Origin of the sequence: Yoonia vestfoldensis, assembly GCF_002158905.1 — a bacterium.
GTDB lineage: Bacteria > Pseudomonadota > Alphaproteobacteria > Rhodobacterales > Rhodobacteraceae > Yoonia > Yoonia vestfoldensis_B.
In genome coordinates this window covers 112,424-129,715 of the sequence record NZ_CP021431.1, presented here as the reverse complement: position 1 = coordinate 129,715, position 17,292 = coordinate 112,424, and the positions used below count along the sequence as shown (strand labels likewise).

The following is a 17,292-nucleotide window of genomic DNA, read 5'->3' as shown; positions in this document are numbered from 1 at the left end:
GATGACGCCGCGGATTGCCCAAACTGCGGTGAACAACCGCCGACGCCAGAGCCGCTACAGGCAGAACACTCCGTAAGTCGCAAAGCCGGGTCCTGCAAAAGCCCTCAGTTGGCGCAGGCGTTCGCCTTGGGCTTTGGCCCTGCGCGGGTTTAACCGACAGGCGCCCCAAAGGCGCGCTTGGTATATCCATTGCACCGGCTTGGCGACCGCGCGCGCATTGCGAAACGCTGTTGCTTCTGCAAGTAGCGTCCGGCTGCGAACATCGATCAGGAAAGGTCCTGTGACTGCGATGTGAGTGAAGCCCTGTTCGCGCAGAACACGGCGAGCATCGATAATCTGACGCCGAAGTGCAACTTCGTCTGCCTTGGGCCGTGGCCAGAAAAACTTCTCAACCCCGATATGAACACTGGCAATGCGATTGGCTGGTCCCCAGGAAGGCCGCACCTCGCGAATAACTGCCGTTACATCCATCGCGCGTACAGCGGGGGTCACTGGAAATCCACGCCCAAATCCACCCCACATCATGACGGTCTGTCTGATTGTTAAAACTGACATAAGGCGGCACTCGTCCATCCATCGGCTGAACGGCCGATCTCGGGACAAACGCTAGAGCGTAAACTATCTTTTGCGCAACAAAAAAACCCGCAGGCTTTGGCGGAGCCGTGGTTGGAAAGGTGAAAGTTTTCTTCGTGTCAGGGTGTTCAACAGTCCATTTTGAAGGAGACCCGGACATGACCAGCGAGAACGAAACACCAACCGATACACCGATGATCGATGCGATCGATATCATGGCGTTCATGGAGAAGGACAAGGCGGTACGGGATGCCCGCAATGCCAAGGATCGCGCCGTGTTGCACGCGTTTCTGCAAAGCAAAGGTGTGACGCGCGTCGACGCGCAATACGATGCCTATGGTGATAGCGGCAATGTCGAAGATATCACGTTCACCCCGGTCACCGCGATGATCGAGACGGCACAGGAAGAGGCATTGCGGGATTTTATCTGGTCGATGGCCTATGCGCTTCACCCCGGCTTCGAAAACAACGACGGCGGTGATGGCGAAGTGGTCTGGGAGATCGACGCAGACAAGATCCAGATCGAGCACCGCGAACGGTTCACCGATTACAACCTCTACACATATGAGGACCTGTGATGATGGCGCATTCCTATCATCACGCGGAGAGCTCGGCCCGCAAGTTCAGCGGCCAACCCGATGATTACCTTGCCGTGCACGCGTGGTTCGATGCAACAAAGCAGCACCTAGCCCTGCCGGGTCATCGCGCATTGCGTCATCATGCCAGTGGCATATGGGAAAGCGAGCAGGTCTTTGGCGCGACCATAACCAATAGTGCCGGACGCGTTGTGCCGGTGCGGTTCATCGGCGAGCAACATGTCCGCGAGGATTGTCGGTGCATCCCCACGGTTTCGGATTGGCTGAAAAACCTGCCCATCGAAAGCTGGATGGTGAACGGTGCAATCTTGCCGGATGTCGAGATGGATATCACCGATGCCGATATCACGGCATGGCGTCAGGCTGTCGCCGCGCGTCAGACCACGCTGGGGTATGCTGACTGGGCCGCACAGCACCAGATGCGATCGGAGACGCGGTAACGTCCCCGGACAAGCCGCCCAATGGTCCGCGCGATTGGGCGGCTTTTTGAGGGTATCCGTGTTTCAAGATTGATCCGCTCGGCATGATTGCCGGCAGACGTTTGCTGCACGTGCAACGTCAAATAATTTGAATGTCCGCTATGCGCAGGGAGCGGAGTTCGCAAAGTTTGACCGTTGCGCCAAAGCAGCCATTGGGCAAAAATGCAGCGAAAGTCGGCAGTGAGCCCAGAATGACCGATGCTGCGCGGTGAACGAATGGCCGCCTACGGGTAGACCGCGAAATCGCTTCAGAACTCACAGACCTTAGCGGAACTCTCAGACCGTCAACAACTCTTGCACTTAGGCCCCCAAAGCTCACATTGAGGGAGCGACCGTATGGCATTTTTCGAAATTCTGGCTTGGTTGCGCGCCTTTGCAAGTATGGACAGCGACGCGACAGATTATTTTTTATTGCGCGGTTTTGCCCCTACCGCGCTGCGCACGATTTTTCCGAATGCCCGGTCCTTTTCACGACGCTCTGCTAGGCTGGCGGAGTTGAAGGCGTCCTCGGCCTGAAGCTTACGCCAGCGCGCGAGGCGGGCGGGGTCTAGCCTGTCATCGTCGACAGCGGTTCGGATGGCACAGCCCGGCTCTGTCTCATGCTGGCAATCGGCAAAGCGGCATTGCGCGGCCATAGCCTCGATGTCTTCGAAGACACCTGCGATCCCCTCTGCGGCTTCAGTCAGTTGCAGCTCGCGCATGCCTGGCGTGTCAAGCACGAGGCAACCGCCCGGGGTCACGTGCAGTTCACGGCGTGTCGTCGTGTGTCGGCCCTTCGCGTCGTCCTCCCGGATGCCCTGGGTGGCGATGGCCTGCGCACTGAGAAGCGCGTTGGAGAGCATGGATTTGCCCACGCCGGATGAGCCGAGAAAGGCGACCGTACGGCCGGGCTTGCACCAGTCGACGAGCGCCTGAGCAGGTTCGTCGCCGCGGGCGTCGAGCGCCACCACCGGAACCCGGTCCGATATGGCTCGAGCGGCAGTGACATAGGACGCGGGATCCTCTGCGAGATCCGCCTTGGTCAGCACGATCACAGGCTCAATATCGGCCTCAAAGGCCAGCGCGACATAGCGCTCTAGCCGGGCGATGTTGAAATCGGTGTTGCAGGAAGTGACCACGAAAACCGTGTCGATGTTCGCTGCGATCAGTTGCACTTCGCGCCCCGTGCCCGGCGCGCGACGCTTGATCAGGCTCTTGCGGTCCAACACCTGGCTTGAGCGGGGACGTGCGCGTTCCATAAGGAGCCAGTCGCCCACTGTGGCCTCTGGTCCCGGTGGAATTGTCTCTTCGATACCATCGCCCGCCACCTGCAAGCCGCTGCGATGCACAGAGAGCACACGTACAGGAGGCGTCGCGGTCAGCGCGTCGGCGTCGATCTGCCTGGCGAAGACCGGACTCCAGCCCAGCCCCTCCAAGACGGTGGGTGTGCGCTGCGTCGTCTTCGCGCCAAGCAAGAAGGCCGAGTAATCACGGACCATCACGCTACCACAACGCCGGATCGTTGAAGGCAGCGACACAGCGCACCGGACCATTCACTGGCGTCAACGGCGCGTCAGTCAGGGATTGGGCAATCCAGCCTTCCGGCTGCTGGAGCGTGTGGGGCGCGGACAAGACAACCTCCGAGACGGGTGCGAACCCGACCCTACCGTAGAAAGCTGGATCGCCATAGGTGACGGCGATATGAACCGCCCTGGGTTTACCGGAGAGTAAAACACTCAAAGGATGAACCCTATGACAAAGAATCGACATACCCCCGCCTATCCTGCCGAACTGCGTGAACGTGGTGTTCGGCTTTTCAGAGAGAACCGTGCTGACTATGCCAGCGACACGGCAGCCTATAAGGCAATTGCGCCGAAGCTTGGCTGTTCACCGGACAGCCTGCGCGTCTGGTGTCAGCAGGCCGAACGCGATGCCGGGCAGCGGGCTGGGCTGACAATTGCCGAGAAGGATCGGATCAAGGAACTTGAGCGTGAGGTCCGTGAACTGCGCCAGGCCAACGAGATCCTGAAGAAGGCCAGCGCATATTTCGCAGCGGCGGAGCTCGACCGCCCGTTTCGCAAATGATCGTGTTCATCGACGATCACCGTCGTGTCCATGGTGTCGAGCCGATCTGCCGGGTTCTGGGGATCGCACCATCGACGTATTACGCCCTCAAGGCCGTGGAGCGTGATCCGGACCTGGCATCGGATCGGGCTAAGCAGGATCAACTGGACATGGCCGCCATAAAAGAGGCCTTCGATGGCAGTCGGGGCCGATACGGCGCGCGCAAGGTTTGGCACCAGTTACGCCGCAGCGGGCACGATATCGCTCGCTGCACTGTGGAGCGGCTTATGAAGGCTATGGGATTACAAGGGGTTGTGCGGGGCAAGAAAGTGACCACGACCAACCCCGATACGGCACAACCTTGCCCGGACGACAAGGTGAACCGGGCTTTCGTGGCCGCTATGCCGAACCAGCTCTGGGTCAGTGACTTCACCTATGTCTCCAGCTGGCAGGGCATGGTCTATGTGGCCTTCGTCATCGACGTCTTCGCCCGCAAAATCGTCGGCTGGCGCGTCTCGACCTCGATGACCACCGGTTTCGTGCTCGATGCCTTGAACCAGGCCATCTGCCAGCGCGCCCCGTCCGAGGCGGACAAGCTCATCCACCACAGCGATCGTGGCAGCCAATACCTGTCGATCCGATACACCGAACGGCTGGCCGAGGCTGGGATTGATACTTCGGTGGGCAGCGTTGGTGACAGCTACGATAACGCCCTGGCCGAAAGCATCATCGGCCTGTTCAAGACCGAGGTCATCAAGTTTCTCGGTCCATGGAAATCGGTCGGCCAAGTCGAATGGGAAACTCTCAAGTGGGTCGACTGGTATAACAAAACGCGCCTGCACAGCGCCATCGGATACATTACACCGAACGAAGCAGAGGAGGCATTCTACGCAAACTTGAACGTTGACGAAAAAGCAGCGTAATCATTGAACCACAAACTCTCCGGTAAACCCGGGGCGGTTCAATATCCACACCCTCCTGCTTGAGCACGTCGAGGCCGTGGGAAATTAACTGCTGCCCAAGGCCCTTGCCTTGATGCTCGGTGGCCACCGCCACGGGTGCCATCATGAAGACCGTGCGCGGATCGCCTTCGTAAGCCAGACGTGAGAAGAGGATGCCGCCGAGGAGCGCGCGGTCTTCCCATGCGGTGAACACACGAAGGTCGTCACCGGGTGTCTCTGCGATCAGGCGACGCACTAGGCCGCCGATCAGCGCGCCTTCTTCCGCGCCCTCTGACGCCGTGAAGGTCGCCCCGAAGAGGTCCACGATCCTCTCGGCGTGGGTCTCGTAGTCCGTTGAAAACTCCATTGTCTTCTCTCCGTTGGCGGGGTGAGACCCGCCCAGTTGTATTTGAAATTCAGATCGCGCCACCTTTTCAGGGCTTCTGCAGCACGAACATCTCGAAACTCACGAGGCCGTCGCAAGCGTAATAGGCGGCCAGTTCTGCGCGCAGGTCTTCAAGCACACGGCTTCCCGCGAGACGCGCCTCCATTGCCGCGACCTGTGCCTCCAGCGGGCGGTAGTAGGTGTCCATCGCCTCTCGCCCCATGTCGAAATGGCCGAGCACGCGGTAACCGGCGTGCTTTGCCTGGGCGAGCCGCTCCGGAACATGCGTCATGGCTGGGTATTCCGAGGCCCAGTAGGCGCGCAGCTCGTCCGACGGCGTCTGTGTGCGCCACATCATCTCGGAAAAAACCAATACGCCGTTGGGGCGCAGGAGCTTGCGCCAGTCGGTCAACGCGCGCTCAACACCGATGATATAGGCGCTGCCCTCGGCCCAAATGACATCCCAAGGCTGATCCGGCACTGGAAGCTGTGCCATATCCAGATTGCGCACCGTGACCCGCTCGCCCAGATCCCGTGTCGCCACCCGGGCCCGCAGTCGATCCAATGCGCCGTCGTCCGTGTCGATTGCAGTGATCTGGGCGGTCGTCGCTTCCGCTAGTGTCATCGTCGCCATGCCGGGGCCGCACCCGATCTCGAGGATCGTTTGTGGCGCGAAGGGCACCATTCCAAGTGCGCGTCGCGTCGCCGCTGGTGTTGCCGGTCCCCACCAGTCGAGCTCGGAGAACACCTCCATGAAGCTGGCCATGTAATCATCGTGTGCGTTCATGTCCTTCGATACCCACGCGACACGCGCGGCCTCCTCGCTGGAAAATCCTTGTGTCATCAGCCAGGCGCGATGCAGGTCAGGCGCGACCCGCTCAACCTCCTCATGCCATCCCTTCAGGCTCGAACGCCCGAGAAGTGCCGCAAGCAGATCGCGCGACCGTGTCTTCTCGGCGATCTCACGCTCGAGGGTCTCTAGCCGTTGTTCCAAAACATCGTGATCGAGCTTGCCATCAAGGCAGGCTCGGCATTCCTCCAGGCTCAATCCACCCGCCTGAAGCTGCTGCATCAGCCGTAGCCGCTGCCGGTCGGCATCGGTGTAGACACGATAGCCGTTCGCCTGCCGCTTGCCCTTCAGCAGACCGAGCTTCTCGTAGTAGAGTAGCGTCGCGCGCGACAGGCCCACACTCTCCGCCAGTTCCGAAATCTGCACCATCCGCTTCTTTGTCCATTCACACCGATTCTTGACCGTTGTGGTCGTCCTAAAGTGTGAAGCTATAGACAGGTCAAGGGAAAAAGTGACCATGTCGGCTTTACACAAGAACGCAGTCATTTGTTTTGGAAGCAGCGAACGGCGGTACAGCGCAATGCAACACTTCACTTAGAGTGCAACATAGTGAAAGCGGTCGCTCATCAGAAGAGTTCCATGGTCGGTTTTGTCCGGCATCTTGTAAATTCGACGCCTGATCTATGCCGCGACATCCACGAATGGCCGGTTGAACCGCTGCGCGGCAGCACGAACTTTTTCGCTCATGCCGCATTTATCACGCTGCGAGCGCACGCAGCACAAAATCACAATGGCCGACTCGGGCTCTTCGGTTGCATTAGCTGCGGGCGACACGAACATCTGCAATGTACGCCGGGTTCATTCAACCACACCAGTACAGAAAAAGGGGAACCGTGATCCCACGGCTCCCCTTTCTGTGCGGTTCGTCTAACCTCGCGCGTTGATCATGCGACCAGCGACAACCCCGCGCCCGCGTCCTGCGGCTGCTCACCGCTGTCGATGAACGGGATGATCGAGAAGGTCTGCCCGCCGCGCTGCTCTTCGTTCTGCACGGCGTTGACGCGCAGGTCGCCATCAGGCGTGTTGATCAGCAGTGACAAGTAGTCATTGCCCGTGCGGCTACTTTTGGCCATCCACGCCGAGCCGACGCGGATCGGCGTGCCCCGGGGCGAGCTGACCTCGATGCGATAATCAGGGTGAGTCTCCTCGGATTTGTAGCCGTTCTCGATCAGCATGAACTCCAGATCGAACATCATGTTGGCGATGTAGCCGGTGAATGCGTTGTCGGCGTCCATGGCGGTGAGCTCGCCCGAGATCGAGCCGGATTTCATCAGGCCGTTCGAGACCAGCGGGATGATCTCGAATTCGCCGCTCTGGGCCGCACGCGCCTCTTTCGTCTGCACCGCGTTGACCCGGAACGGGCCGAAGCCGACATCGATCTGCATCGAGATGTAGGGGTTGCCGCTGGTATTGCCGGTCTCGTTCCAGGCCGTGCCGATGCGCACCTTGCGGCCTGATTTGTTGACTGCCGTCACGTCAAAATCCGGGCTGCGTTCGGACATCTTGGCCCGCGCCTCCAACTGGATGGCGATGTCAAAGCGCGTCGAGTGGATCATGCCGGTGTACTGAGCGGCTGCGGTCTCGACATTGCGGGTGAGGGTTCCTGCGAACATGGGATGGTTCCTTTTGGATTGGCCGGTGTCTGACGTCCTTGCCAGCGCATCCGGGATTGCATTCTCGACCCCTCGTGGGATCACAAATCAGAAAGCCTGCTTTCCTTTCAGCCCCGCCCACGGGTCAGAGCTGCCGTCCGAGTGGTAATGCCCCCGCGCCTCCGGGTGCTACGCCCCTCCCGTGCCGGTCTGGTCTTGATTGGCTGCCCGGATTTTCCGCGCCGTCCTCCAATCGCGCGATGAAGAACTCCGCCTCTTTTCCGTTCAACCGGTGCCCGCCCCGGTCGGTCAGACCGATGCAGCTACCATTCGGCACATAGGTGATGAGGTACTGACCGAACCGGTCCTTGTGGACAACGTAGCCGGTATTGGCCCAGTGCACGGTCTGGCCGGCATCGACGGCGGCCTTGATGTCTTCGAATGTCATGCGAACCTCCTCAAGAAGAATGGTGGGGAAACGACGCAAGAAGCCCGGTCGTCCAACCGGGCTTCCATGCAGCATTTGTTTGGCCAACGGCCGAGAGCTGTCAGGCACCTTGCGTGGCTTGCGTCGCGCGCGCCGCCATCCAATCCTTCAGGCCAAGAACCGTTCTTCCGGCGGCAACCTCGGAGGCCCAGGCAACCCTTGGGTCGCCGCAGGGCTCATCGCCGGCATGCCGGTGTGGCCATTGGCCATCCATGGCTCGGGCTGGATCCGTCGCAGCCAGTCCGCCATGCTCGGGATACGGCCCTGACAGTCTTCGCGGATATGCTGCTCGCCGATCCAGCGCACGGGTATGTCCCGACCCGCGCTATTGGTCAGGGTCAGGCCGAAGACACGTTCGGCCTCGAATAGGCCTTGAGCGTGGTGGCGCATGGCTCGGTGCGTGAAGAGCGCGAGGTGCTCTTTCGAGGCGTCAAACCAATCGTGCACAGACTGATAGTCAGATGGCACCCCGCCGAATTTTCGGGCAGAGCTTTCAGCATGATGAAGCGGATGCGCCATCTCAAAGACCCTCGACATAGCTGTGCGAGCATTCGACATAGCGGTCCGCGTGATCCAAGGTGACACTGTCGGCGGTGATGTCCCAGGTCAGCGTGCCATAGCCGCCCTCGTTGTTTTCGAACCCCGGGTGATGGTGATAGGCGAGCGACCAGGCGAAGTCGCTAACCTCTGTGGCAAGCGCCTCCGGCAGTTTGACCTCTGCAGGCTGCACCGTCACATCCTCGACATTGCCGGAGTCGCCATAGCCTTCGTATTCGGCAGTGACCTCGCTGATGCCAAGCGCACGTAGTTGCGCGAGCAGCTCCGTTCGGGATGCCTTCAAGGTGGTTTCACGCTCCGCGCGCCACTGAGCCGCAAGCGCGGCATAGTCGATCTGGGGATTGGTCATGGGTCTGTCCTCTTGTCTGAATTTGGGGCGCGCGCAGGCGTGCCATTGGCCTGCCCGCGCACCAGGAACGCGCAGACCGGTCAAATCCCGATCCGCGACGCCCCACCCAAAGCCTGCTTTGGCTTTTCAGGCGGGTTGGTCTGCCGTGATGGCAGGCCTCTGCCCCACGATCCGGGCCAGAATGCTTCCCGTGTCGATCCCGTCCCCATGCGGCAGGAACACCCGTAGCTGGAAAGCGATGATCTCGGTGAAACAGCCGAGGGCCTTGAGACCCTCAATCATGCCCCGATCCGCACCAGAGAACTCGAGGCGCATCTCGCCTGCGACCCGGCGACGGGTCAGCGTCAGACCCCGGCCCAGATCGACCGGCGCGGAGGTGCCGAAGGCGGCAGTCAGCATCTCTTGCGGCGTTTGCGGATTGCAGACGAGGAAGCGGGCGCGGAGCGCGGCCGCCCCTTCTTCGCTCAACGTGCGCCCGATCATCGCTATCGCTCCGTCTGGCGTCACACGGTAGATGCGCTCATTCGTGGTCGGGATATCCTTCCAGATCGGCAGCAGCAGCCCAGTCAACAGGTAGAGCTTGGTCGTGGTGGTTTTTGGCAGGGACGCAGCCTCCGCATCCCAAAGCCGTGCGAACTCAGGCTTGCCGATCTCTTCCCAAGCCGAGGCCTCGAACCGTGTCTCCTCGAGGTAGCTCGAGCCGCTTGGCCGCACCGCCTTCCGCATCAGCGTGACGATGTCCTCGTCATACATCTGCATGGGCCGTGCCGAGAGGAGCGCCGCCCGACCTGAAGCGCGATTGACCATCGGCAGCTTGTCGGGATTGCGCGACATGGCCTCTTCTGCCCCAAGGACGTGGACCGGGTCCGTCACCTCAAGTCCGATGATCCGCGTCACGGCGCCGGATTTCGGGCAGGTCCAGAGATCCTCTGTGGAGACCTGTTCGATCTTTTCGCCGCGCAGGGTTTCCACGCCGAGATCGAGCGTGCCCGCCGCGCGCGCCCGCTCAGACTGATCGGCAATCCGCCTCATGAACTCGGCAAAGAGCGCGTTCTGCATGTGGATGGGAAGGGCAAGCACCCGATTCAGAAACCGCTGGATCGGGGGAAGCTCCTCAAGGAGCACCCCGTCCTTGTCGATCAGCCGCAGGGCCGTCCAGTCGGTGAAGCTCTCGTAGCTCATCGCCTCGGCGCGCCCGGCGGCAAGATCGGCGAAATACCCACGCAGCGCGGCCCGTGCGATCGGGCTTTCGAGATTGTCCTCCTCGCGGAACATGCCCTGCGAGCCGGTCTCGCGCTGACCCTTGGTCAAGGCCCCCAGCTGGTCGAGGCGCTTGGCTATAGTTGAGGTGAAGCGTTTCTCGCCATGCACATCGGAGGTGCAGACCCGGAAGAACGGCGCGCTGACCTGGGCAGAGCGATGCGTGCGTCCCAGCCCCTGGATGGCCGCATCCGCGCGCCAGCCGGGCTCCAGCAGGTAGTGCCGCCGCCGTTTCTGGTTCTTCGCCGTTTGCGCCGCGTGATAGGACCGGCCCGTGCCGCCCGCATCGGAGAAGATCAGGATATCCTTTTCGGCGTCCATGAAGGCTTGGGTTTCGGAGGAATTGCTGCTGGCGGCGCGCTTTTCGATGAAGAGATGACCATCCTCGGCCTTGAGGGGCCGGATGGACCGGCCCGTGACTTCGGAGACAGCCTCTTCACCAAAGGCCCATAGGATCTGATCGAGCGCCGAGGGGATCGGGGCCAGCGCCATCAATTCCATCATGGCCGCATCCCGCAGAGCGAGCGCCTCGCGCGAGACAACGAGCGCGCCCGCCTCATCCCGCAAGGGTTCCGCGACCATGTTGCCGTCGATCTCCACGAGCTTTTGCGCGTGGATCGGGAATGCCTGTTCGAGGTAGCCCAGAACATAATATGCCGCGTCACCGTTATGCGGAGTTCGGGATTTCAACCTGTTGTTCTGCTGATTCATTTTCGGGTTTCCACTTTGGATAATCATGATGCCTCTGCTCTCAACCGCAGAAGGACATCCCCCATGAACTCCCCCTCCAACTCTCCGCTCGGCGGCCGTGCTGACGATCGAGAAAGCCTGCTTACGCGAGCCGCTTTCCCGCTTTATGCTGGACGGGACGGAAAGGATTGGGTGGAAACCGCGGTGGCAGAAAAGAGCAACATCGAGGCGGAAATGGCGCGGGTTCGAGCGCGTCTAGCCAATCTGGATGCCGAACGGCAGCAGCTTCAGCGCGAGATGGCGTCCCTCGAGGTTCGCCTCGCCGCTGAGCACGCGCCAGCCGTGAAACAGCCTTCCTTCGAGGACGCTCCGGTGACGAACAGTTCGCCGTCGCATGAAAAGGTCGATCTGTTCCGAAGTCTATTCGCCGGTCGGCCTGACGTGTTTCCTGTGCGGTGGGAAAACAGGAAGACCGAACGCTCAGGATATTCGCCTGCTTGTGCCAACGAATGGGTGAAAGGCATTTGCGGCAAGCCGAAGGTCAAATGCGGCGAGTGCCCACATCAGAAATTCATCCCTCCGAATGAGTGCATCATGGAAAAACACCTGCGCGGTGATGATGGACGCAGCGGGGATTTTGTCGCGGGCGTCTACCCGCTGCTCCAGGGTGATACATGCTGGTTTCTTGCTGCGGATTTTGACAAGGCATCCTGGGCGGAAGACGCCAGTGCGCTGCTGGAAACCTGCCGAGCAAAGGGAGTCCCTGCAGCGCTGGAGCGGTCGAGATCGGGCAACGGCGGTCATGTCTGGATCTTCTTCTCAGAACCCGTGTCCGCCCGTCTGGCGCGCCAGCTCGGATCGGTTTTGATCACGGAAACGATGGAAAGGCGGCCGGAGATTGGCTTTGCCTCCTATGACCGGCTGTTTCCAAACCAGGATATCATGCCGCTCGGCGGTTTCGGCAATCTGATCGCACTGCCGCTTCAGAACACTGCGCGCAAGGCTGGCAACAGCGTCTTTGTGGACGCGGGAATGCGGCCATTTGACGATCAGTGGGCCTTTTTGTCTTCCCTGCCGAGAATGTCGGCGTCAGCGGTGAGTGACCTCGTCGAAACGGCGGAGCTTTCCGGGCGGGTGTTGGGCGTGCGCATGCCGGTGGATGACGAACAGGCGAATGAGCCCTGGAAGATGTCTCCGTCACGCCACAGCACGCCACGACGTCTGGATGTGCCCATCCCGCAAACCATCAAGGTGACAGTCGCAGACCAGATCTATCTCGACCGGTCAGAGCTGCCTTCGGCCATGATTGCCCAACTGGTCAGGCTGGCCGCGTTCCAGAACCCCGAATTCTATCGCGCCCAGGCGATGCGGCTGCCGACATTCGGCAAGCCGCGAATTGTGTCCTGTGCCGAACTACATCCCCGACACGTCGCCCTGCCGCGCGGCTGCTTCGACGAAGCGATCGGGTTCCTGTCCGATCACGGTGCGACAGCCGACCTGGACGATTTACGTGCAGACGGAACCCGCTTGCCGGAGACGGTCCGCTTCCGTGGCGAACTTCGCCCGCCGCAAACGCGCGCGTTTGACGCCCTGGCCGAACATGATACCGGTGTGCTTGCCGCCACGACCGCATTCGGCAAGACGGTCGTGGCCGCGGCGCTGATCGCACATCGTGCACGCAATACACTGGTGCTGGTTCACCGCCGGGAACTGCTAAACCAATGGGTCGAGCGGCTGAAGTCCTTTCTGCAGATCGACCCGAAGCTGATCGGCACCATCGGCGGCGGCAAACGCAAACCTACCGGTGTGATCGACGTGGCGCTGATCCAGAGCCTGGTCCGCAAAGGCGAAGTAGACGACATTGTTGCCGACTACGGACACCTTATCGTCGATGAATGCCATCATCTGTCTGCGTCAAGCTTTGAACTGGTCGCCCGCAGATCGAAGGCGCGCTACGTCACCGGGTTGTCGGCGACCGTCGTCCGAAAAGACGGACATCATCCGATCATCTTCATGCAATGCGGCCCCGTGCGCCATCAGGTGAGCGCCAAATCGCAGGCCGCCGAAAGCGGCATTCACCATCGGGCGCGTGAACGTCACACGAGATTCCGTTTGCCGGAGCCCCTCGCCATGGCGGAGCGCCCATCCATACCTGCAATTTATGCCGCGTTAGCGGAGGACCCTGCTCGAAACGATCTGATCTTCGACGATGTGCTGAAATCACTGGAGGCCAAACGCTCGCCGATCGTGCTGACCGAACGGAAGGATCACCTCCAGTATCTTCAGGACCGGTTCTCCCGATTTGCGAAAAACATTATCGTGCTCCGCGGCGGCATGTCCGCAAAGGACCGGAAGGCAGCGCATGCGGGGCTGACTGTCGATGACGATGAGGAACGGCTGATCCTCGCGACAGGGCGCTACATCGGTGAGGGCTTCGATGATGCGCGGCTCGACACCCTGTTCCTGACCATGCCGATCGCCTGGAAAGGCACGCTGGCGCAATATGTCGGCAGGTTGCATCGGCAACATGACGGAAAGAAAGACGTCCTGGTGGTCGACTATGTCGACAGTTCGGTTCCGGTCCTGTCCAGAATGGCGACCAAGCGACGAACAGGCTATCGGGCGCTCGGCTATGTGATGGAATAGCGCCCCGCCGGACGCGGGACGCCAGTTGTTACGCGTCCGGTCAGGAACGCTGCGTGGCCGCCGCCAATATCTGCATCAGCTTGTCCGAGGGTTCCCGGAACTTGCCCGGTTTGATCAACGGTGCGTGATGGGCATCCAAGAGCGCGAGCTTCTCGGTCGGGTCTGCGCGCAGATACATCTCCGTTGTCTGGATGCTGGCATGACCGAGCCAGAGCGCGACCTTGCGGACATCGCCGGTTGCCTGAAGTGTATGCATCGCACAGCTGTGTCGTAGCACATGCGGGGTGACGTGCTTTGCGGCGATCGACGGCGCCGAGCGTTCAGCTGTCACCACATGCTGCCGGAGCCTGTAGGCGAACCCGTCCCGTGTCATCTGGCGACCATCACGGTTCAGGAATAGTTCCGGCCCCGCATCGCCTGGCCGGACAGCCAGCCACGCGCGAATGGCGGCCTGGGTCTCTTTCCAGAGCGGCAGAATCCGCTCCCGCCGACCCTTGCCAAGAATCCGCACGCTGGAAAACGAGCCTTCAGGAAAATCGCCCATTCGCACTGCGAGCAGCTCGGACGCCCTCAAGCCCGCAGCATAGGCCAGGTGCAGCATCGCCCGGTCACGCAGTCCCCCAAGCGTATGGCGGTTCGGTGCGGCAAGCAGGGCCTGGAGTTCTTCCCGGGTCAGGTAGTCGATGAGCCTTGTATCCGTGCGCTTGACGGGCAGGGCTCGGATCATCAGCGCCTGCTCGAGACAGGCCGGGTGGCGATGTTCGACGAAACGGAAGAACGATTTGATCGCCGCCAGCCGCGCGTTGCGGGACCGGACGGAATTGGCGCGCCCTACCTCGATGTGTTCAAGAAACGCCCTGATCATCTGAACATCGAGGTCTTCGATTGCGAGTTCCGAAGGGGAGCGCTTGAGCCGTCCAGCGGCAAACCGCAGCAAGAGGGTGAACGCGTGGGCATAGGCTGCGATGGTATGTCGGCTTGCACCGCACTCGCCCGGAAGATGGGTTTGCATGAAGGCCGAAAGATCGGGAGCGAGCGGGGTCATGCTGCACCTCCGATCCAGGTCTCTTCGGCGGTCGAGGCGATCATCTCCAGCAGCACTGGCGTGGCCTCAAGGTACCAATAGGTGTTGGCGATATCGACATGGCCGAGATACGTGCTCAGGGCCTTCATGTGCCGCATGACCGCCTGCGGATCGTTCCCGCAGGCTTCCAGAGATCGCACCGCGAATGTATGGCGCAGATCGTGCAGCCGGGGTCCGGGACCAGTCGGAGTGCGATATCCGAGCTTGCGGACGATCCGGACGAAGACCACGTGGACCCTGGTCGCCGTCGGGGCACGGCCATGGCCGAGTACGAAAAGATCATCGCCGGGATTGCGCACGACGCCTCGGGCTTCGAGATAGCGGTCAAGCGCGGCGCGGGTCGAAGCATGTATCGGCACGAGGCGGCTCTTGCCGAACTTGCCATGCCGGATCATGAGACCGTCGTCGGTCAGGTCGTCGCACCGGAGGGACAAAGCCTCCGAAATCCGCAAACCTGTCGATGCAAGCAAACCGATAAGATTGTGGTAAGTCAGCGGGCTGATTGATGTCAGGCCCGGCACCAGAAGCGCTTCCCGCATGATCCGACTGATCTGGCCCTGCGTCATGATATACGGGGCGGGCCGCCGCCGTCGTGAACGGCCCAGCAGATTCAACGGCGGTATCTCGTGATGCGCATCTTCCGCATGCAGGAATACGGCTAACGCCCGGGCTTGATCGACCCGGATTTGCACGGCACCTGGCGTCGAGGCGCCACCAGCCCATTCCAATATCAGGGTAGTTGTCACGTGGCTGGCTGATCGGTCTGCAGCGAAATCCGCGAAAGAGCGCAAGGACGTCTCTTGCGCGGCAAACTTCTTTCCAAGGGCGCGGTTCAGTTGAACGAAGCGATCGACATGGGAATGCATCATGATGCGCACTCCGGCCAAGGCTGGGCCACACCTGCCAGCATCTCGATATCGACCTTGGCATAGATCGCGGTCGTATCACGCGAGCTGTGGCGAAGCGCGACACCGATCTGATCAAGATCCGCGCCGCCGCGCAACCAGGCCGATGCCAGTGAATGGCGAAACACGTGCGCGCCCGTCGGCAGACCGGTGAAGCCACCCCGGGCAAGGACACGGGAAACGATCCCGGCGATCTCAGCAGAGGACCGAAACGGAGTGAATGGCGCCTGAATGCGCAGAAAGACCCTGTCAGTTGTGACGACCGGACGCACATCTTCGATATAGGTCAGCAGCGCATCCCCAGCATCCTGTGGTATTGGTACCAAAACTTCGCGTCTGGCTTTGCCATGCAATCGCAACCGACTCGCACGCCAGTCAATGTCTGACAGCCGCAATTGCCAGATGTCACCGGCGCGCAAAGCCAGCCGCGCGAGCAGAAGGAGTATGGCGCGGTCCCGTATCTCGACAGGCGTTTTGGTTCCACAGGACGCTATTATCTCTTCAATTTTGGTTCGAGGGATCGTCGGTGGTACCGTTGACAGCTTGCGCGAAACGGCAGATGGCACAGCATACAGGAGCAACGGGGCGCATTGATTCTGAACAATCGTGAAGCGCAAGAAAGCGCGCAGAACGGTCACCGTCATCCGCACCGAAGATCTTGAGCGCTCTTCGCCCTGGTTCAAAACGATCGAGCGGATTGCCGCCGCGTTGTAGTCTTTCGGGGTTGCCCCGAGGCTATCCAGCCAGCGGCTCGCTTCGTACAAGAAGCGCCGTACGGTCTCGTGCGTCACCCCACGTTCGCGGCGCAACCATTCCGAGAACTCGGTCAGGCGCGGATCGCAGGTGGTAACGCAGTCAGGCGCTTCAGGCGGGATCAGACCCTCATCTCTCAGGAACCGGACAAAAGCACGCGCACCACGGCGGCGGTTCTTGAGGCGCGAGCCCAGCATGTCCTTGCCATGTTTGGTCTTCTCCCCACAACGGCAATTATGCCGTGCGAAATGATCGATGGTAGCCTCATCGATTCCGTGGGCCGGAACACGCATCAGCAGCGCCCATTCCGCGAAATGGCGGGCCTGAGTCAGCTGCGTCGAGTACGTCACCTTGCTATATCCGGTGGCGCAGAGCTTCTCTGCATGGGCCTCCAGATATTGCCCGAGCCGGGCGACTTCATTTGCAATGAAGACCACCCCGGTGGCTTCGAGATAGCTCAGGAATCTGCGTGTATCTGTGGCGTAGGCAGGCTTGCACAGTTGCGCAGGGCTGTAGCGGCCGCAGCGGCAGCGATGGCGAAGGAACCGATCCACCGCCGATGCGTCGAGGTCTCTGGTCGGGATCTTCCGGGCGCGTGCCCACTTCAGAAAATGCCGGGCGGCACCCACGGCGCCCTTCGAGAGCCGGGGATTGTCTGCGAGATAGGCACTGACCAGAGCGACGTCGTCGGCGTCAGCACGGCCGCCGAGCGGAGAGTTGGAGGGGGAGTTCATGGGGGATGTCCTTCTGCGGTTGAGAGCAGAGGCATCATGATTATCCAAAGTGGAAACCCGAAAATGAATCAGCAGAACAACAGGTTGAAATCCCGAACTCCGCATAACGGTGACGCGGCATATTATGTTTTATCCGGAACTCCGGATAAGACATAGTCGCGCGGCGTCAAGGCACCCTCGACGAGCTCGTCGTCGGGGTCCATCGTTTCAAGCCGGCGTTTCAGCAGGCTCTCACCTGTCGAGACCACCTGGATGACGCAAGCGTGGCCCGCCGCGAGGTCATCCTCGATGGCGCGGATGATGGTCGGGGCTTTCATGCCCATCAGGAGATGGTTGAAGAAGTGAACCGCCCCGGGTTTACCGGAGA

At 60.9% G+C, this 17,292-nt stretch carries 15 protein-coding genes, 2 pseudogenes and 1 other annotated feature; of the genes and pseudogenes, 4 read left to right on the top strand and 13 right to left on the bottom strand.

Going from position 1 to position 17,292, the window contains the following annotated elements:
- Positions 1-54: 54 nt before the first annotated feature.
- Entirely contained in the window at positions 55-555 is a 501-nt protein-coding gene (locus tag LOKVESSMR4R_RS00610) for a hypothetical protein (RefSeq protein WP_157898091.1), read from the bottom strand.
- Between the two features lie 176 nt (positions 556-731).
- Here LOKVESSMR4R_RS00610 and LOKVESSMR4R_RS00605 point away from each other — a divergent pair, with 176 nt between their 5' ends.
- Entirely contained in the window at positions 732-1,151 is a 420-nt protein-coding gene (locus LOKVESSMR4R_RS00605) for a DUF6878 family protein (RefSeq protein WP_087205779.1), read from the top strand.
- Positions 1,151-1,609 (top strand): DUF6915 family protein, encoded by a 459-nt coding sequence (locus tag LOKVESSMR4R_RS00600; protein WP_420645898.1) that lies wholly within the window; start codon positions 1,151-1,153, stop codon positions 1,607-1,609. The genes LOKVESSMR4R_RS00605 and LOKVESSMR4R_RS00600 overlap by 1 nt, the downstream gene beginning before the upstream one ends.
- A 440-nt stretch (positions 1,610-2,049) precedes the next feature.
- On the opposite strand, the gene rsgA is transcribed toward LOKVESSMR4R_RS00600, so the two are convergent.
- Positions 2,050-3,126 (bottom strand): ribosome small subunit-dependent GTPase A, encoded by a 1,077-nt coding sequence (rsgA, locus tag LOKVESSMR4R_RS00595; RefSeq protein WP_087205777.1) that lies wholly within the window; start codon positions 3,124-3,126, stop codon positions 2,050-2,052.
- Between the two features lie 253 nt (positions 3,127-3,379).
- On the opposite strand from rsgA, the gene LOKVESSMR4R_RS00590 reads away from it, so the two are divergent.
- A protein-coding gene (locus tag LOKVESSMR4R_RS00590; protein WP_420645897.1) for an IS3 family transposase occupies positions 3,380-4,614 on the top strand; the annotation gives its coding sequence in 2 pieces (ribosomal slippage) (positions 3,380-3,677 and positions 3,677-4,614; 1,236 coding nt in all).
- Positions 3,667-3,783: a sequence feature (AL1L pseudoknot), on the top strand. (Overlaps the previous gene by 117 nt.)
- On the opposite strand, the gene LOKVESSMR4R_RS00585 is transcribed toward LOKVESSMR4R_RS00590, so the two are convergent.
- From LOKVESSMR4R_RS00585 to LOKVESSMR4R_RS00555, 7 genes and pseudogenes are all read right to left on the bottom strand, one after another.
- Positions 4,550-4,999, bottom strand: a complete 450-nt coding sequence (locus tag LOKVESSMR4R_RS00585; protein WP_087212295.1) for a GNAT family N-acetyltransferase — start codon at positions 4,997-4,999, stop codon at positions 4,550-4,552. The genes LOKVESSMR4R_RS00590 and LOKVESSMR4R_RS00585 overlap by 65 nt on opposite strands.
- Before the next feature lie 67 nt (positions 5,000-5,066).
- Positions 5,067-6,236: a methyltransferase domain-containing protein gene (locus tag LOKVESSMR4R_RS00580; RefSeq protein ID WP_087212290.1), complete on the bottom strand. Its 1,170-nt coding sequence runs from the start codon at positions 6,234-6,236 to the stop codon at positions 5,067-5,069.
- A gap of 515 nt (positions 6,237-6,751) precedes the next feature.
- Complete coding sequence (locus LOKVESSMR4R_RS00575; RefSeq protein ID WP_087205775.1) at positions 6,752-7,480, bottom strand: DUF736 family protein; 729 nt, start codon at positions 7,478-7,480, stop codon at positions 6,752-6,754.
- Positions 7,481-7,604: 124 nt separating this feature from the next.
- Complete coding sequence (locus LOKVESSMR4R_RS00570) at positions 7,605-7,907, bottom strand: hypothetical protein (protein ID WP_087205774.1); 303 nt, start codon at positions 7,905-7,907, stop codon at positions 7,605-7,607.
- 147 nt (positions 7,908-8,054) lie between these two features.
- Complete coding sequence (locus LOKVESSMR4R_RS00565; RefSeq protein ID WP_237331870.1) at positions 8,055-8,465, bottom strand: DUF6915 family protein; 411 nt, start codon at positions 8,463-8,465, stop codon at positions 8,055-8,057.
- 1 nt (position 8,466) lies between these two features.
- The gene (locus tag LOKVESSMR4R_RS00560; protein WP_087212286.1) at positions 8,467-8,853 is read right to left on the bottom strand and encodes a DUF6878 family protein; all 387 of its coding nucleotides are present in this window, start codon (positions 8,851-8,853) and stop codon (positions 8,467-8,469) included.
- A gap of 126 nt (positions 8,854-8,979) precedes the next feature.
- A pseudogene (locus LOKVESSMR4R_RS00555) lies at positions 8,980-10,764 on the bottom strand (strawberry notch C-terminal domain-containing protein); the annotation flags it as partial.
- A gap of 123 nt (positions 10,765-10,887) precedes the next feature.
- Between LOKVESSMR4R_RS00555 and LOKVESSMR4R_RS00550 the strand changes: the two are divergent.
- Entirely contained in the window at positions 10,888-13,449 is a 2,562-nt protein-coding gene (locus tag LOKVESSMR4R_RS00550; protein ID WP_237331869.1) for a TOTE conflict system archaeo-eukaryotic primase domain-containing protein, read from the top strand.
- Between the two features lie 40 nt (positions 13,450-13,489).
- On the opposite strand, the gene LOKVESSMR4R_RS00545 is transcribed toward LOKVESSMR4R_RS00550, so the two are convergent.
- From LOKVESSMR4R_RS00545 to LOKVESSMR4R_RS00530, 4 genes and pseudogenes are all read right to left on the bottom strand, one after another.
- Positions 13,490-14,494 (bottom strand): tyrosine-type recombinase/integrase, encoded by a 1,005-nt coding sequence (locus LOKVESSMR4R_RS00545; protein WP_087205770.1) that lies wholly within the window; start codon positions 14,492-14,494, stop codon positions 13,490-13,492.
- On the bottom strand, positions 14,491-15,402 hold the full coding sequence (locus tag LOKVESSMR4R_RS00540) for a tyrosine-type recombinase/integrase (protein ID WP_087205768.1): 912 nt from the start codon (positions 15,400-15,402) through the stop codon (positions 14,491-14,493). Before LOKVESSMR4R_RS00540 ends, LOKVESSMR4R_RS00545 begins: the two co-directional genes overlap by 4 nt.
- Positions 15,399-16,925, bottom strand: a complete 1,527-nt coding sequence (locus LOKVESSMR4R_RS00535; RefSeq protein WP_087205766.1) for a tyrosine-type recombinase/integrase — start codon at positions 16,923-16,925, stop codon at positions 15,399-15,401. Before LOKVESSMR4R_RS00535 ends, LOKVESSMR4R_RS00540 begins: the two co-directional genes overlap by 4 nt.
- 122 nt (positions 16,926-17,047) lie before the next feature.
- A pseudogene (locus LOKVESSMR4R_RS00530) lies at positions 17,048-17,266 on the bottom strand (hypothetical protein); the annotation flags it as partial.
- Between the last annotated feature and the right edge of the window lie 26 nt (positions 17,267-17,292).

Bases quoted from the DNA above. Each gene is read 5' to 3' on its own strand.
- LOKVESSMR4R_RS00610 (WP_157898091.1), bottom strand. From the start codon at position 555: ATGTCAGTTTTAACAATCAGACAGACCGTCATGATGTGGGGTGGATTT.
- LOKVESSMR4R_RS00605 (WP_087205779.1), top strand. From the start codon at position 732: ATGACCAGCGAGAACGAAACACCAACCGATACACCGATGATCGATGCG.
- LOKVESSMR4R_RS00600 (WP_420645898.1), top strand. From the start codon at position 1,151: ATGATGGCGCATTCCTATCATCACGCGGAGAGCTCGGCCCGCAAGTTC.
- rsgA (WP_087205777.1), bottom strand. From the start codon at position 3,126: ATGGTCCGTGATTACTCGGCCTTCTTGCTTGGCGCGAAGACGACGCAG.
- LOKVESSMR4R_RS00585 (WP_087212295.1), bottom strand. From the start codon at position 4,999: ATGGAGTTTTCAACGGACTACGAGACCCACGCCGAGAGGATCGTGGAC.
- LOKVESSMR4R_RS00580 (WP_087212290.1), bottom strand. From the start codon at position 6,236: ATGGTGCAGATTTCGGAACTGGCGGAGAGTGTGGGCCTGTCGCGCGCG.
- LOKVESSMR4R_RS00575 (WP_087205775.1), bottom strand. From the start codon at position 7,480: ATGTTCGCAGGAACCCTCACCCGCAATGTCGAGACCGCAGCCGCTCAG.
- LOKVESSMR4R_RS00570 (WP_087205774.1), bottom strand. From the start codon at position 7,907: ATGACATTCGAAGACATCAAGGCCGCCGTCGATGCCGGCCAGACCGTG.
- LOKVESSMR4R_RS00565 (WP_237331870.1), bottom strand. From the start codon at position 8,465: ATGGCGCATCCGCTTCATCATGCTGAAAGCTCTGCCCGAAAATTCGGC.
- LOKVESSMR4R_RS00560 (WP_087212286.1), bottom strand. From the start codon at position 8,853: ATGACCAATCCCCAGATCGACTATGCCGCGCTTGCGGCTCAGTGGCGC.
- LOKVESSMR4R_RS00550 (WP_237331869.1), top strand. From the start codon at position 10,888: ATGAACTCCCCCTCCAACTCTCCGCTCGGCGGCCGTGCTGACGATCGA.
- LOKVESSMR4R_RS00545 (WP_087205770.1), bottom strand. From the start codon at position 14,494: ATGACCCCGCTCGCTCCCGATCTTTCGGCCTTCATGCAAACCCATCTT.
- LOKVESSMR4R_RS00540 (WP_087205768.1), bottom strand. From the start codon at position 15,402: ATGATGCATTCCCATGTCGATCGCTTCGTTCAACTGAACCGCGCCCTT.
- LOKVESSMR4R_RS00535 (WP_087205766.1), bottom strand. From the start codon at position 16,925: ATGAACTCCCCCTCCAACTCTCCGCTCGGCGGCCGTGCTGACGCCGAC.